General features: G+C 73.8%; 8 protein-coding genes. All 8 read right to left on the reverse strand.

The features are described 5' to 3' along the window. Positions 1-54: 54 nt before the first annotated feature. Complete coding sequence (gene fxsT / locus ACFRKB_RS31485; RefSeq protein ID WP_383110019.1) at positions 55-3075, reverse strand: FxSxx-COOH system tetratricopeptide repeat protein; 3021 nt, start codon at positions 3073-3075, stop codon at positions 55-57. A gap of 78 nt (positions 3076-3153) precedes the next feature. Continuing rightward, positions 3154-4566, reverse strand: a complete 1413-nt coding sequence (locus ACFRKB_RS31490; RefSeq protein ID WP_383110020.1) for an aKG-HExxH-type peptide beta-hydroxylase — start codon at positions 4564-4566, stop codon at positions 3154-3156. After that, the gene (locus tag ACFRKB_RS31495; protein WP_383110088.1) at positions 4563-5840 is read right to left on the reverse strand and encodes a radical SAM protein; all 1278 of its coding nucleotides are present in this window, start codon (positions 5838-5840) and stop codon (positions 4563-4565) included. The genes ACFRKB_RS31490 and ACFRKB_RS31495 overlap by 4 nt, the downstream gene beginning before the upstream one ends. 213 nt (positions 5841-6053) lie before the next feature. Continuing rightward, the gene (gene fxsA, locus ACFRKB_RS31500) at positions 6054-6263 is read right to left on the reverse strand and encodes an FxSxx-COOH cyclophane-containing RiPP peptide (protein WP_383110021.1); all 210 of its coding nucleotides are present in this window, start codon (positions 6261-6263) and stop codon (positions 6054-6056) included. A gap of 73 nt (positions 6264-6336) precedes the next feature. Continuing rightward, positions 6337-9723, reverse strand: coding sequence for an SAV_2336 N-terminal domain-related protein (locus ACFRKB_RS31505; RefSeq protein WP_383110022.1), 3387 nt, complete (start codon positions 9721-9723; stop codon positions 6337-6339). 7 nt (positions 9724-9730) lie between these two features. Next, on the reverse strand, positions 9731-10810 hold the full coding sequence (locus ACFRKB_RS31510; protein WP_383110023.1) for an AAA family ATPase: 1080 nt from the start codon (positions 10808-10810) through the stop codon (positions 9731-9733). A gap of 105 nt (positions 10811-10915) precedes the next feature. Then, positions 10916-13000, reverse strand: coding sequence for a VMAP-C domain-containing protein (locus ACFRKB_RS31515; protein ID WP_383110024.1), 2085 nt, complete (start codon positions 12998-13000; stop codon positions 10916-10918). Then, positions 12997-13509, reverse strand: a complete 513-nt coding sequence (locus tag ACFRKB_RS31520; protein WP_383110025.1) for a CU044_2847 family protein — start codon at positions 13507-13509, stop codon at positions 12997-12999. The genes ACFRKB_RS31515 and ACFRKB_RS31520 overlap by 4 nt, the downstream gene beginning before the upstream one ends. Between the last annotated feature and the right edge of the window lie 137 nt (positions 13510-13646).

The raw sequence follows: 13646 nt of genomic DNA on the forward strand, positions 1-13646 counted from the left end.
GCCCCGCGCGGATCGCGGGGCCGGGCCCTCCGGCTTTTCCGGGCCAGCCTGCTGTCAGACGATCGGCGGCTCGAAGTCCCAGTAGGGGCGGTTACGGGACCGGGCCGCGACGGTGTGGACATGCTGCGCGCCCAGTGTGGCCGCCAGGTCGTCCAGCGCCTCCCCCTCGGCCTTCTCGGCGCGCTGCCCCTCCCGCAGGGCCCGCAGATCCGCGGCGTGCGCGATCCGGGCCGAGAGCGTCAGCGGATGGGTCCTGCCGAGCGTCTCGGTGGCGCGGGTGATGGTGTCGCCGGTCAGCGCGGCGGCGCCCTCGGGGTCACCGACCAGATTGCGCAGCGCCGAGGCGTTGACGGCGCAGCCCAGCGTCCAGGGATGCCGCTCGCCGACGGCCCGGGTCAGATCGGCGAGGGCGTCCTCGATCAGTGCGTGCGCCTGCTCCCGCTCCCCCACATTGCGCAGGATCAGGGCGTGGTTGGCACGGGCGCCCGCGACGAACGGATGCCCTTCCCCGAGCATCCCCAGATACCCGTGGACGACCTTGTCACTTATGTCCATGGCCTGGTCGATATCGCCGTGCTCACGGGCGAAGAAGCTCTGGCCGGCCGCGAACATCATGGTGAGCGGGTCGTGTTCGCCGAGGACCCGCTCGCAGTTCTCCAGGACCTGGGTGAACAGCACGGCGGCCTTGCCGCGTTCGCCCGAGCGGTACAGGCACAGCGCGAGACTGTGCTCGGCGAGCAGTGTCTGGGGGTTGTCCCGGCCCATCACCCTCCGGTGGACGCGCACGCTCTGCGACTGGAGCGATTCCGCCTCGTTGTACCGGCCGAGCAGCCGCAGGTCGGTGGCGCAGTTGATCTCGGAGACGAGGGTCCAGCTGTGCCGCAGGCGCAGCGTCTGCTTGCGGGCATCCAGCGTCCGCCGGTTGAGGTCGAGGGACTCCTCGTACCGGCCGAGCAGCCGCAGCGAAACGGCCAGGTTGTTCTGGGCGTTGAGGGTACGGGAGTCCTGTTCGCCCAGGAGCTCGCGGTAGCAGGTCAGCATCCAGGAGCAGATCTCCAGGGACTCCTCGTACCGGCCGAGGCCGCGCAGATCGGCGGCGAGCCCTCCGGAGGCGCGCAGATGCTCCAGGTCCTTCGGGCCGCGCTCGACGCGCAGGTGCTCGACGGCGGCGCGCTCGATGGCTTCGGTGCCCGCGTAGTCGCCCACCGCGCGCATCAGGTTGGCGTAGTGGTAACTCACGTCCCAGATCCTCGGGTGCGTCTCGCCGAGGAGCCGCCGCCAGGCCGCCAGCGCGCGCCGGCCGAGTTTGATGCCCGCGCGGTACTCCCCGGAGAGGTACATGTAGCGCAGGCAGTTGAGGACGAGGCCGTGCACCGCGGGGTCGGTGCTCTTCAGGACATCGGCCCACTTGAGGTGCGGGGTGATCTCCGCGTACCGGGGCCAGAGCCGGGTGTCGGTCGCCCGGCCCGGGTCGGCCGCCACCAGCGCCCGGCGCACCACCTCGATGAAGTCCTTGTGGTCCTGCTCGGGCATGTCCTGGTGGACGATCTGGTGGACCATACGGTGCATGTACAGGGTGTCGCCGGTGACACCGGCGAGTCCGGCGTCGTGCACCGAGTCATGGACCTCGCGCTCGCCGACCCCGGCGGCCCGTACGACGGCGTACTGCCGCAGCTTGTTGATCGCCCGCGCCCAGCGCACCGGATCGTCGACCAGTCCGCGCAGCTTCTCCGGGAGCGTGTCCACGGGCAGGTCGCGGACCAGCCGTACGGGGATGGCGCCCGGCGCGAAGAACGTGCACAGCCGGAGCAGATCGACGGATTCGGGTACGGTCTCGCGGAGTTTGTTGAGCAGTATCGACCAGCCGGTCTGGAAGGCGAGCGGGAAGTCGGCGGAGACCCGCACGACATCCTGGTCGATGCCGTCCTCCAGCAGCTCGATGTACTCGTCCACCGACATGTCCGAGTCATTGAGCCAGCCCGCGGTCTGGTCCAGCAGCAGCGGCAGGTCTTCGAGGGCTTCCGCGAGCTGGTCGGCCTCCGCATGGGTCAGCCGCGGGGCGCGGCGGCGGATGAACGCGACCGACTCCTCGCGCTCGTAGACCGGCACCTCCACCAGCGCGCTGTTGTGCTCGCCCCACTCCGGGTTGCGCGCCGTGATCAGCACATGGCCGGGACCGGTCGGCACCAGGTCCCAGATCTGCTCGGGTTCGTCGGCCCCGTCCAGGACCAGCAGCCAGCGGCGGTACGGATCGCCGCGGCGCAGCGCGTCCCGGGCGGCGCGCAGCCGCTCGCCGTACTCCACACCGGTGGACAGGCCGAGCGCCGGGGCGAGTTCGGCGAGTCTCTGCCGGCAGGTGACCCGCTTGTCGGCGGAGACCCACCACACCACGTCGTACTCGGCGCCGAAGCGGTACACGTACTCGGCGGCCAGCTGGGTCTTGCCCACGCCCGACATGCCGTGCAGCGTCACCACACCGGCGCCGCCGCCGGCCTCCTGGAGCGCCTGGTACGCGTTGTTGAGCAGCCTCTCGCGGCCGGTGAAGCGGGTGTTGCGGCGCGGGACCCCGCCCCACACGTCGGGGGTGTCGGCGGGATAGCGCGGGCCGTGCCGCGCCTCGCCGAGATCGGGCGGCGGGTCGGTGGGCAGTCCGAGGCGCGTCAGCACGCGCCGCTCGGCCTCCGACTCACCGACGGTGGTCAGATCGGCGGCGGCGAAGACGGTGGTGGCGCCCGGCAGCGCGGACGTGGTGACCGTGACGGCGGCGAACCGGTCGGGCTGGGCCGCGACCACGTGGCGCAGGGCGCGGTTCCACTCGTCGTGGCTGCGCGGGCCGAGCTGGAAGTACCAGTCGCTGAGGATCACGAGAACGGGGCCGGGGGCCAGCAGCAGATCCTGGAGCGACTCCTCCAGCGATGTCTCCACCGGCGGGTCCCACCGCTGCTGGACGACCGTGAGCCCGCGGCGCTGGAGCCGGTCCCCGATCCAGGCCGCCCAGGCCCGGTTGAAACCGGCGAAACTGATGGTGACAGTCTGCGTCCCGGTTGCTCCAACTGGCTTACGCGCTCCGGGCATTCGACCGTCTCCCTGCTTCGTCATACGCCCTTTTAACATACCCCCGGGCCGGCTGAATCCATCCGGGTGCGCGCCGCATTAACTTGCGTTCCTTTGGCGCCAGATCATGCGTGCGGTGCCTACGTACGCCACCGCTCGGGCGAGATGTCCGGGTGGTGGTGGTGTATCGGCAAGACGGTGGTACATGAAGATCATCTCGTTGACGAGGACGCGGCCCGCCGGGGTCAGCGCGCCGGACGCCGCCAGCACCGGCAGGACGGCGCCGACCTGCTCCTGGCAGCGGGCGTGCTCGGCCCAGGCCAGGTCGCGCGCGGAGGAGCGGTCCGTGCCGAGGGCGCAGCGCTGCCAGTAGTCGGCGAGCGCGATATGCGAGTAGGCGCCCTGGAGGAGCCCGTCGAAGGGCCTGGCGTCGGGGCGCCAGGGCGCGAAGTGCCGTGGTGTCGCGTCCTCGTGGTGCAGCGGGGTGAGATCCGCGAGCGCGGCGAGTTTGGTGTGCTGGAGTTCATGGACGAGGGTCGACGCGAAGTGGGCGGCCGTGGCGGGCTTGCTGCTCAGGATCGCGCCGAACGCCTCGCGCCGGGTCCCGCTGCACTGCGCGGCGCCCTCGCGGGGGGACGGGCAGCCGGCGGCGCTGCTCACGGTGGTGGAGCCGGGCGGCGGGGAGAGCGGGACCAGACAGCGCAGCAGGGCCACCGTCTCGGCGGTGCGGTGGGCGCCGCCGATCCGGAGCATGGGCGCCACCCCGGCCCACAGCTCCCGCCAGGCCGCGCGTTCGCCGCTGTCGAGGCCGGCGGCGGAGGAGAGCCCGAACCGCTGGAGCCCGCTGCCGGCGGTGCGGTACGGATCGAGGTCGTCCAGCGGTACGGGCGCGGCGCCGGGCAGTACGGCGGGGAGGGTGAGCACGGGCAGCCAGCGCGGGTCGCCGGAGCGCGCGCCGTGCTCCCCCAGCCGTACGGTGACCGTCCCGAGGCCATCCTGACGTAGCGTCACCACTCCTTCGGTCTGGGCGATATCGACGGCCGTACGTGTCCTCGGGCCGGTGCGGAGCGCGCCCAGCGTGGGCAGGACGAGCAGCCCGTCGGGGGCGGTGAGGCGCGCCTGGAAGGACAGCCCGGCGCGGATCGCCGCGGCCGCCGCGAGGGCGCTGAAGTGGGCCAGATCGGTGGTGAGTTCGGGGGTCGGCGCGGCGGCGGTGAGACCGCGCAGACAGCGCTGTGCCCAGGGGCCCGCCAGCGGATGGAGCAGGACGGAGCGCGCGGCGGCCCGGTCGGCGCGCTCGGCGGCCTCCAGCAGCGCCCAGTCCTGGCGCAGCCGGTCGAGCCGGCCGGGCGGGCAGACGGCGGCGGGGGCGGCGGACGCCGCGTCGAGCAGGGCCCGCAGCAGCACGAGGCGGCGCGTGTGCTGGTCGCGCACGAGCAGCCCGAGGGCTTCGGATCCGCCCTCGGTACGGCCGAGTTCACGCAGCAGCGGCTCCGGTACGACGGGGCTCACCCGGGGCCTCCCTGGCTCACCGGCCGGGGTGTCGTCGCTTCGGTGAGCCTGGCCGCCGCATGACGGATCAGCCGCTGGAGGTCCGCGCAGTAGACGGAGGGGTTGGTGAAGCCGTGTCCCGCGCGGTAGCGGTGGGCGTAGTGGCCGCCGCCGCAGACGGTGAGCAGCGGGCAGGCGCGGCAGCCGGCGGCGAGGGACGCGGCGCCCGACTGGCGCGCGGCGACCGCGGGATGACGGGTGGCGTCGTCGAGGGTGTGCCGGAAGATGTCGAGTCCGGTGGCGGCGGCCGTGTCGTAGGCGGACTTCAGGGAGTCGACCTGTTCGATGGTGCCGTCGGTCTCGATCACGATGGCGTTGACGGGGTCGAGTCCCAGGGACTCGGTGGCGCCGGGCAGGCCGAGCAGCAGGGCGAGACACTCCTCGAAGAGCCGGATCCGGGTCTCCCTGCGCCCGGCCGACCACCAGCGGTCGAAGACCACGCTCAGCCAGTCGCCGTACGGCGTGGGGCGGTTGGGGCGCCCGGGGCCGCCGGGACCACCGGGGTCGCTGGAGCCGCCGGGGCCGCCGGGGCCACTGGCATCGGTGGCCGGCAGACCGGGCGGCGGGGCGGACCAATTGCCGTGCGGGAGCAGCAGATCGAGGGCGGGCGGGCGCAGCGCCAGCAGCGAGGCGTACACCTCGGCGGGGTCCGTACGCGGGTCGACGACCGTGAGGATGCCCGCGTACGCCTCGGGGTGGTGCTCGGCGAGCAGCCGGGCGCCGTGCGAGGCCGCGCGCCAGGAGGGGCGGCCCGCGTGGTCGACGCGCAGGGTGTTGTGGGCGGCCAGACCGCCGTCGAGGCTGATGCCGACGCGTATCCCGTGCCGGGCGAGGGTGGCGATCCGGTCCTCGGTGAGCAGGGTGGCGTTGGTCTGCACGGTGGCGTGGACGGTGCAGCCGGGCGGTACCCGTTCGCGTACGAGCTCGGTGAACGCGGCCAGCCGGCCGGCGCCCGCGAGCAGCGGCTCTCCGCCGTGCAGGACGAGCGAGAGGTCCCGCAGCGCGTGCGTGGCGGCGTGCTCGGCGATCCGGGACGCCGCGCGGTCCAGGACGGCGGGCGCGGCGGCGGCCGGGCGGTCGCGCCAGGTGCGGTCGGGGCCCTCGTACAGATAGCAGTAGCGGCAGGCGAGGTTGCAGCGGCCGTGCACCTTGACGATGAACTGCCCGAAGGGAACGGGCGAGTGGGCGGGGACGGGGGCCGGGGCGGTTACGGGGGCGGCGGCGCGTACGGGCACGGGCGTCGGCACGGGCGGCAACGCCTGTCGAGACACTCCACACCCCCGATGCGGTACGGCGTCCGGGACGGCCGGGGATCGCCCTGCCGATGGGACTCCGAGCCTGGTTCCCTGGATGACCGGGCGGGCAAACGCGTGGCGCGACAGGTTGTCCTGTTCAAAAGCGCCCCGGGCCGAAAACGCCCGCGGATCCCCGGCAGGGTCCAGGATCCGTCAGAACGCGTTGGTGAATCCCCACAGCATCTCGCGCGGCTGCAGGGCCCGGCCGCGCAGATCCGCCACCACCTCGGCGAGGACCGGGTGGTCGAGGGTACGCAGCGCCTCCAGGTCCAGCTCCAGCAGGTCCGGCAGACCGCCGGGGCCGTCCGGCGTTCCCTCGTCCGTCGGCCGCATCGTGTGCGCCGTCCGCGTCAAGTCGTCCATCATGCCTCCCCGTTGCCGTGCGCGTGCCGTCGTATCGGTCTTCCCCTTCCCGTACCCCGTACGGGCCTGTTCCTCACCGCTCCAGTTCGGCCAGCCTGTCCGAGGTCGCACGCGCCCGGTCGCCGCCGCCGTCCGGCAGCTTGCCCCACTCCGTACGCGCCGCGCGGTACGCCTCGCGCGCGGCCCGGGGCCTGCCGGCCTCCTCGTAGGTCATGCCCCGCCAGTGATGGGCCTCGGCGCGCAGGGCCACGGCTTCCAGCCGCTGTTGCGGATTGTCCAGCTCCGCTTCCGCGGTCCTGGCCGCGTCCGCCGCGCCGCGGAACGCCTCGGCCGCCTCGTCGAGCCGGGCCGGCCGGTGCAGGATCCGGTGCGCGTCGAAGTGGGAGCGGCCCAGTTCCAGCCAGCAGCGGGCGGCGGTCAGCGGATCGCGCGCCTCCTGGGCCGCGAGCCCGAAGAGATGCTCGGCCTCCCGCAGATCCACCCGGTCGCCGCCCAGCCGGTGGCGCAGCATCAGGGCCTTGCCCAGCATCAGCAGCCGGTCGGCCTGCCGGATGCCGGGCACCGTTTCCGTACGGCAGTCGCGGAGCACCCGTACCGCCGCGCCGATGTACCGGCTGCCGTCCGGCAGTTCCGCGCGCCTCAGCAGGGTCCTGCCCCACTCGCCGAGCAGATCCGCGTGGGCCCGGGAGTCGCGGGGGACTCCGCGCGAGGCACGGGCGAAGTACTCCGCGGCCTCCTCCAGATCGCCCGGGTCGCCGGAGCGTTCGTACCGGGCGACCCGCACCCGGCCCGCCCTGGTCCTGAGCGAGGCGAGCAGCCGCTCGTCCCGTACGGTCACCAGCGACTGGTCGACGAGCGTCCCCGCCTCGTCCAGGCCGTCGCCGGACCGCAGCAGCGCGTCCACCAGATCGAGCAGGATCCGGGCCTGCGTGCCGACGGTGTGGCCGCCGGGGGCCAGCGCCCTGCGCAGCGAGCGCGCCGCCTGGCCCGCGTACACCTGGGACTGTTCGAGGTCGCCGGTCGCGCCCGACAGCCGCAGCAGCGTCCGTCCATGGGCCAGCGGCAGCCCGGGGGGCCGGTTCTCCTGGTCGGGCCAGACGTCGGCGAACGCCTCCAGCATGCCGATCGCGCCCTGGAGCAGCGCGCTGTCGCCGCCCAGCCGCCACTGCGCCTCCAGGGCGCGCACCCGCTCCAGGGTGAGCCGCAGGGCCTCGCCGGGCTCCAGTCCGGGTGCCGCGCAGGCGACGGTGTACTCGCGGTCGGCGCGGCGCAGCAGCTCCAGGGCGCCGCGCCGGTCACCGCGCCGGCGCCGGTCGTCGGCCGCGGCGTGCAACACCTTGGCGAGCACGGCTCGTTCGCGTACCGCACGGGGGTGCGCGGCGGCCTTCTCGGCGGCGCGCTCGGCGTCGCGCAGCAGTCCGCCGCCGCCCTGGACCTCCCACAGCCGCAGCAGACAGCGGGCGAACTCGGCCCACAGCTCGGGGTCGGAGCCGGACGCCGGCTCCTCGCGCTCGGTGGCGCCGCGCAGCAGCTGTACGGCGTCGATCAGGTACTGCACCATGCTGTCCGACTCGAACTGGCGCAGCAGCCCGCGGGCGCTCTCCACCGCGTCGTTGGTGGGCGGGTCGAGGACCTGACCGCCGCCGTACGGCGCGAACTGGTCGGGCAGCGGCATGAAGCGCTCCAGCACCCGGGCCGCGACCTCGGCGAAGGGGTCCGGGGCGCGCCGGGCACCGCCACCCGGGCCGCCGTTCTCCCCGTTCTCGCCGTCCCCCTCCATCTCCGTCTCGCCCTCGCCGCGGAACGCGCCGTCGTCGCCGAATCCCCCGCGCGGAAGGAAGGGGCCGCGGCTGACGTCGCCCAGCTGGGCCAGGGCCAGGGCCGGGAAGTTGGGGCCGCCCCTGCCGAATCTCTGCTCGATGTACTCCGAGCAGTGCTTGAGCACGAGCAGCGCCTCGTCCCGTCCCAGCGGTCCGAGCAGCGCGTCCTGGACGCCCGGCGCGAACTCGTACCACTGCCCGTCGTCCGCGCCGTCGCCCTTGCTGCGCGAGAGCAGCCCGCTGAGCAGCACCTCGGCGAGTTCGGACGGACCCGAGTCGGGCAGCATCGTGCGCTGCACCAGCTGCATCACCGGCAGATAGAGCGGGGCGGCGGCGAGATAGACGGCCAGCTGCCCGGCGGCCGGCGAGGCGGCCGAGCGGAACCGGCTGACCAGCTGGAGCGAGGACATCCGGTCGCCGCGGCGCGGTACGGGCGACGCGGGATGGTCGGCGCGCACCCAGCCGACCGCGCCGGAGATCCGGCCCGCGCCGGTGCCCGACAGCAGCCGTGCCCAGGCGTCGAGCGCGCCCGCGACCGGCGGCAGTACGGGGATCGCGAGGGCTCCCGGCCGCGCGGCGGGCGCCGTGGCGGCGTCGCCGCCGACCTTCAGGACGGCCGCGCCGCCCGGCCCTTCGCCCCGGGACAGCACGCCGTAGGTGACGGGCAGCCGGGTGCGGTTCCACATGCGCTGCGGCAGCGGTTGCAGTACGGCGGTGGGCGCCTGGCGGGCGAGCTGGTGCAGCAGCCGGTGGGCGCGTCCGCTGTGCCAGAGCGGGCCCGCGCAGTCGCTGACGACGACGGTGACGCGGCGTCCGGTCGGATCGCTCAGCCGGTCGGCCGAGCTGAGCGGCGCGGCGGCCGGGTCGGGGCTTCTGCTGACGGCGGGCGCGCCGTCGGGCCCTTGGTGCAGATAGCGCACCTGCACATCGCGGAAGGCACCCAACTGGCCGAATATCTGCTGGAGTTCGGCGAAGAGCCGCTCCCAGACGCGCATCGACGACGAGGCGTCCATGACGAACTGGAGCAGCGCGTCCGCCCGCGACACCCCGCGGAAGACCGGGATGATCAGCCCGCCGGCCCGGGCGCTCAGCTCCACAGTCGCCACCTCGTCAAGGGTACGGCGCAACGGCGGGGCGGCGGGCCGGTAGCGCTGAAGCGGCCTCAACGCGCGCTGGAGTTCGAGGGGGGCGGGCAGCGCGGGGGCGGCGGGCACCCCGAGGGTGAGCGCGGTGGCGCCGCGCCCGGACCGCGTGCGCGGTACGTCATGGCCCGATACGGGATAGAGCGAGATCCGGCGGTCGTCCTCCTCGCCGGGGGCCGGGCGGGGCTCGGGCCCGTCCTCCGGTCCGGTCTCCTGGACGGGGTCGGTGTGGACCGCCGGGGCGACGGCCGTCGTACCGATCACGCCCGGCGGCTCACCGCCCTCCGCCGCCGTCCCGCCGTCCTCGCCGGGCCCCTGCCGGGACCGGCCGCGGCTGGTCTGCTCGGCCAGCCACAGGGCGTCGCAGAGCTGTTCGGTGTCGGGGTCGAGACCGGCCTCGCGCAGCCGGGCGACGAGCGCGGTCAGCAGAGCGCCGTCGTACGGCGCCCGCCCACCGGCCGGGCCGTCCGTCGTACGGTCCGCCGCACCGCCCGTCATCAGCACATCACCTCGGCCGGTCGAGTCGCTGGATGAGCAGGTCGGCGAGGCGGTCGCGGCCCGCCGGGGCGGCGGCGTCGGTGAGATAGATGGCGTTCAGCAGCTGGTCGGTGGAGATGAGTTCGCTGCGCGAGCGCTCCAGGAAGTGGCTGATCAGATCGTCGCCGGCGCGCGCGGCCTCGTCGCCGAGATGTGCCCGGACGAACGTGGCGAGGCGCTGGTGGTCGGGACGGCCCAGCTCCAGATGGATACAGCGGCGCATCAGCGGCGCCGGGAAGTCGCGTTCGCCGTTGCTGGTGAGGACGACGAACGGGAAGGCCCGGCACTGCACCCGGCCGCCCTTGATCCGTACCTTCTTGCCGTCGTCGGTGAGGACCTCGGCCTCGCCGTCGGGCAGCCTGTCGGCGATCCGCTCCAGCTCCGGAATCCCGAACTCCCCTTCCTCCAGGACATTGAGGAGATCGTTCGGCAGGTCGATGTCGCTCTTGTCCAGCTCGTCGATGAGCAGCACGCGGGGCTGCTCCGAGGGAAGCAGCGCGGTGCCCAGCGGGCCGAGCCGGATATAGCTGCCGATGTCCGCCGACGGATCCTGGCGGTCCGTACCGTCCGTACCGTTCGCGCCGTTCGGACCCGCCACGCCGTGGGCGGCCAGCTGTACGTCCTGGAGCCGGGCGATCGCGTCGTAGTGGTACAGCCCGTCCTGGAGGGCTGACCTGCTGACGATGGGCCAGCGCAGCACTCTGCCGAGCCCCAGTTCGTGCGCGACGGAGTGGGCCAGCGTGCTCTTGCCCGCGCCGGGGCTTCCCGTGACCAGCAGCGGGCGCCTCAAGTAGAGGGCCGCGTTGATCATTTCGAGCTCCTCGGCGCCCGGCCGGTGCAGCTCCGCCTCGTGCCGGTAGCCGCCGAGCCGCCGGTCGGCAGAACCGTCGCCGCCGCCCCTGCCGTCGCCCGTACCGCCCGCGCCCTCGGGGGAGTTGTCGCCGCGGCCCGCGAAGTCCCGCCAGGGAGGCGGGGGAGGCAGTTGTGTGATGCCTCCGTGCGGCTCGCCGGCCCCTCGGTAGATGAGCCACTCGCTCGGTTCACTCATTGCGTGCTCCTCGTCATCACTCGTCCGCCAGGGGCAGCAACCGCCGAACGTGCCACACGGTAGCGATCCACCGCCGACCCCGTAAGGGGCCGACGGCCGGGCGGTTCACGGCGCCTCCAGCAACTGGCCGGAACCGGGCAGCGGGTGGTGCGGATCGTCGTAGAAGAGCGCGACGCCGTCCGACCAGTACATCTCCGTACGGCCCGCGCGCACTCCCCGTCTCAGTTCCTGGATCTTCCACGGCAGCCGGTCGGCGGTGCCCGCCTCCGCGACCGTGGCCACCGCGCCGCGGTGGAAGTCCGCGCAGACCACGTCGGGACGGTCCATGCCGCGTCGCAGCAGGGCGACGTGGAAGCCGCCGCCCGCCACCCGCGCCAGGCCGGCGGCGGTCTCCCCGTCGGGCCGGTCGCCGTAGCGGCAGAGCACGGGCACGGTCTCGTACGCCAGAGAGCGCAGCTCCTCCTCCGTCGGAACGGGTACCCGCAACCCGTCCTCGCAGTCGATGATCTCGGCCTGCATCGCCGCGCTCCACGTACGGTTCCAGCGCGCCCTGCGCTCGCGGGCCTCGTCCTCCGAGAGCGGTGGTTCCTGGTCCGAACAGCGCACGACCACTGGACGCGTGACCCCGAGCGGCGGCTCGTCGGGCGACAGCTGCCAGCAGTCCACATCGAGCCCGAGCAGCGCCTGTACGACGGCGACCTGGAGCATGGCGGGGCTGTCCGGCTCGTCGCAGCGGCGGAACGCCTCGGTGAGCGCGGCGGTGAGGCGCGTGCGCAGGGAGTGGCCGGGGGTGCCGCGGCTGTCCTCGGCGACCGGCACCACCTCGCCGCTGTGCCGGGCGACCCCGACCCGCCAGTCGTAGCTGTCCCGCTCCCAGCCGCGCGGCTCCAGCTCCAGCAGGACGAAGGGGCGCTCGCCCTCCCGGGGCCGCTCGCCGTACGCCGGGGCCGCGCGCAGCTGTTCGCGGTCCGTACGGTGGCGTCCCGCCGACCACAGCCGGGTGATCTCGTTACGGAACTCCCGCGAGAGCCGCTCGTCCGCGATCAGCTTCACCCAGCCCCAGAGCGCCTCCTCGGCCGCCTCCGTGGTGTGCGTGACATAGGGGCGCTCGGCGGAGATGACGCTCATGCAGTAGCGCAGGACGAGTTCGAGCGCGGCCTCCCCTCCCCGGGTCTCGTAGAGCGCGCCGAGCCCGTCCCGCCAGCTGCGCGGTGCCGGATAGCGGTCCACGGAGTGCACATTGGGCAGCTGGAAGAGCAGATCGAGCAGGCTGTGCGTGGAGACCGGCGGCGGCAGCTCGGCGAGCCTGCCGAGCAGCATGACGCGCTGCTGCGGGGTCAGCGCGCGGTCGGCACCGGTGGCGAGGGAACTCTGCACATCGGTCCATGTACGGCCCGTGCCCACGCGGCTGATGTGCCGGTCGGCGTGGTAGCGGTCATGCGCGTGGAACACCGCCTGGTAGTCGTCGTCCGACTCGGCCCCGGCCATGGCGGCGGGCACCGGCAGCGAGCGCAGCCGGTCGATGGCGATGGAGGTCCCGCCCATGGCGCCGAGGAGCTGCGACTTCAGCACCCCGACCACCTCGCCGCGGTGCAGATCGACGGCGGGCCCGCCGGACACCCCGGGCGGCAGTACGTCCCCGCCGAGCCGCATCTGCTCGTCGGAGTCCGCCCAGCCGCCGACCGTGCCCTGTACGGCGCACTGTCCGCTGAGCCGCTTCAGCCGGCCGCCGACCTCGGTCCAGCCCGAGTAGAGCACCTGCTCGCCGCCGAAGAACTTGGCGGGGCGCTCGCTGACGTACACACAGGCGTGGTCGACGGGCCTGCTGAGCCGGACGAGCGCGAGATCGGGCGCCGGCCATCCCGCGCCGGGGCCCGTACCCCCCGGGGGCGCCTCGGGAAGCGCCGCCACGACGGCCCCCGCGACCGCCGTCTCGCCGCTTCGGGGACCGGTTTCGAAGACCACGGTCACGTCCCGCCCCTCCCCCTGCAACGCCACATGCGCACATGTGAGAACCCAGCTCGGGGCGATGAAGAAGCCGCTCCCCAGGAAGCTTCCGCTCGGCCCATCAGGGTCATACCCGCCCCCCGGGCCATGGATGCGCACGGTGGCGGCCATGACGAGGTCGCGGAGGGCGAGTCCGCCGTCGCCGAAGGCACCGGGCATCCCCCGGCCGGGCCCGTCGATCATGCTCCGCCCCCGGCCGGGGGTGTGTCCCCGTCGGGACGCGCCGGTGCGCCGGTGGATGCGCCGGGCGTGCCACCGGCGGACGGGACGGCGGGCGGGGCGGACGGTGGTGGCGGCACTGTCTGCGGCGGCACCAGCGGGCGCGGCGCCGCGAGATCGGCGGGCGGACCGCCGTCGTTCCAGGTGAGGGTGACTTTGATGCCCCCCTTGGCCTCGCCGTCCGCGAGCAGTCCGACGACCTTGCCCGACTTGGCCGTGAGTTCGATGCCGAACTCGACACTCACCTCGTCGGGACGCACCGCGCGTAGAGGCCCGGCGAGAGACCGCGCGACGCTCGTCACGACGGATTGCAGACTCTCCACCCGCGCCTGCACCTGGTCGGCGAATCCGGTGTCCGCGTACGTCAGGCCCCCGGAAGGGCGGCGCAGTTCCTCGGCCCCGGAGATCCGGGCCCATACCGGCGTGCCGTCCGGCATTTCGACGCGCGTGACATTGGCCTCGTCATCACCCATGACTTCCCCCGTTCCCCCAATTCCCCGCAGGTTAACGGCAGTAGAGAGCCGGCGCGAGGGTCATGGAAAAGGACGGCGGCCCGCACCCGGATGGTTCTCGGCGCCGGCGGGGAGCTCGCTCCCGGTCCGCCCACCCC

The sequence above is a fragment of the Streptomyces scopuliridis genome (genome assembly GCF_042790125.1).
Lineage (GTDB): Bacteria > Actinomycetota > Actinomycetes > Streptomycetales > Streptomycetaceae > Streptomyces > Streptomyces scopuliridis_A.

Coding starts and splice junctions, on each gene's coding strand:
- fxsT (WP_383110019.1), bottom strand. CDS start 3,075: ATGCCCGGAGCGCGTAAGCCAGTTGGAGCAACCGGGACGCAGACTGTC.
- fxsA (WP_383110021.1), bottom strand. CDS start 6,263: ATGGACGACTTGACGCGGACGGCGCACACGATGCGGCCGACGGACGAG.
- ACFRKB_RS31505 (WP_383110022.1), bottom strand. CDS start 9,723: ATGACGGGCGGTGCGGCGGACCGTACGACGGACGGCCCGGCCGGTGGG.
- ACFRKB_RS31510 (WP_383110023.1), bottom strand. CDS start 10,810: ATGAGTGAACCGAGCGAGTGGCTCATCTACCGAGGGGCCGGCGAGCCG.
- ACFRKB_RS31515 (WP_383110024.1), bottom strand. CDS start 13,000: ATGATCGACGGGCCCGGCCGGGGGATGCCCGGTGCCTTCGGCGACGGC.
- ACFRKB_RS31520 (WP_383110025.1), bottom strand. CDS start 13,509: ATGGGTGATGACGAGGCCAATGTCACGCGCGTCGAAATGCCGGACGGC.